We start from the raw sequence: 239 nt of genomic DNA on the forward strand, positions 1-239 counted from the left end.
CGTCGCAGCCGTGACCGTCAGCCTCGGCGCCTGGCTGGCGGCTTCGGGCCAGTTCGGTCTTGAAGCGGCATTCCGGCATGCCGCATTCAATGTGGTCTCCGTCGTCACCACCACGGGATACGCGACGACGGACTACCAGCTCTGGGGCAACGCCGCCGTCGGCCTGTTCTTCGGGCTGATGTTCGTCGGCGGATGTACGGGATCGACCTCAGGCGGCATCAAGATCTTCCGTTTCGAGG

Annotated in this window: 1 protein-coding gene; it reads left to right on the forward strand. The window is 64.9% G+C overall.

The genetic code is table 11. The features are described from left to right. Positions 1-239: potassium transporter TrkG (locus tag CVH10_RS24085; RefSeq protein ID WP_369336019.1), on the forward strand; the 239-nt coding region annotated here is incomplete at both ends.

Origin of the sequence: Halomonas sp. ND22Bw (genome assembly GCF_003011945.1) — a bacterium.
Taxonomy (GTDB): Bacteria; Pseudomonadota; Gammaproteobacteria; order Pseudomonadales; family Halomonadaceae; genus Halomonas; species Halomonas halophila.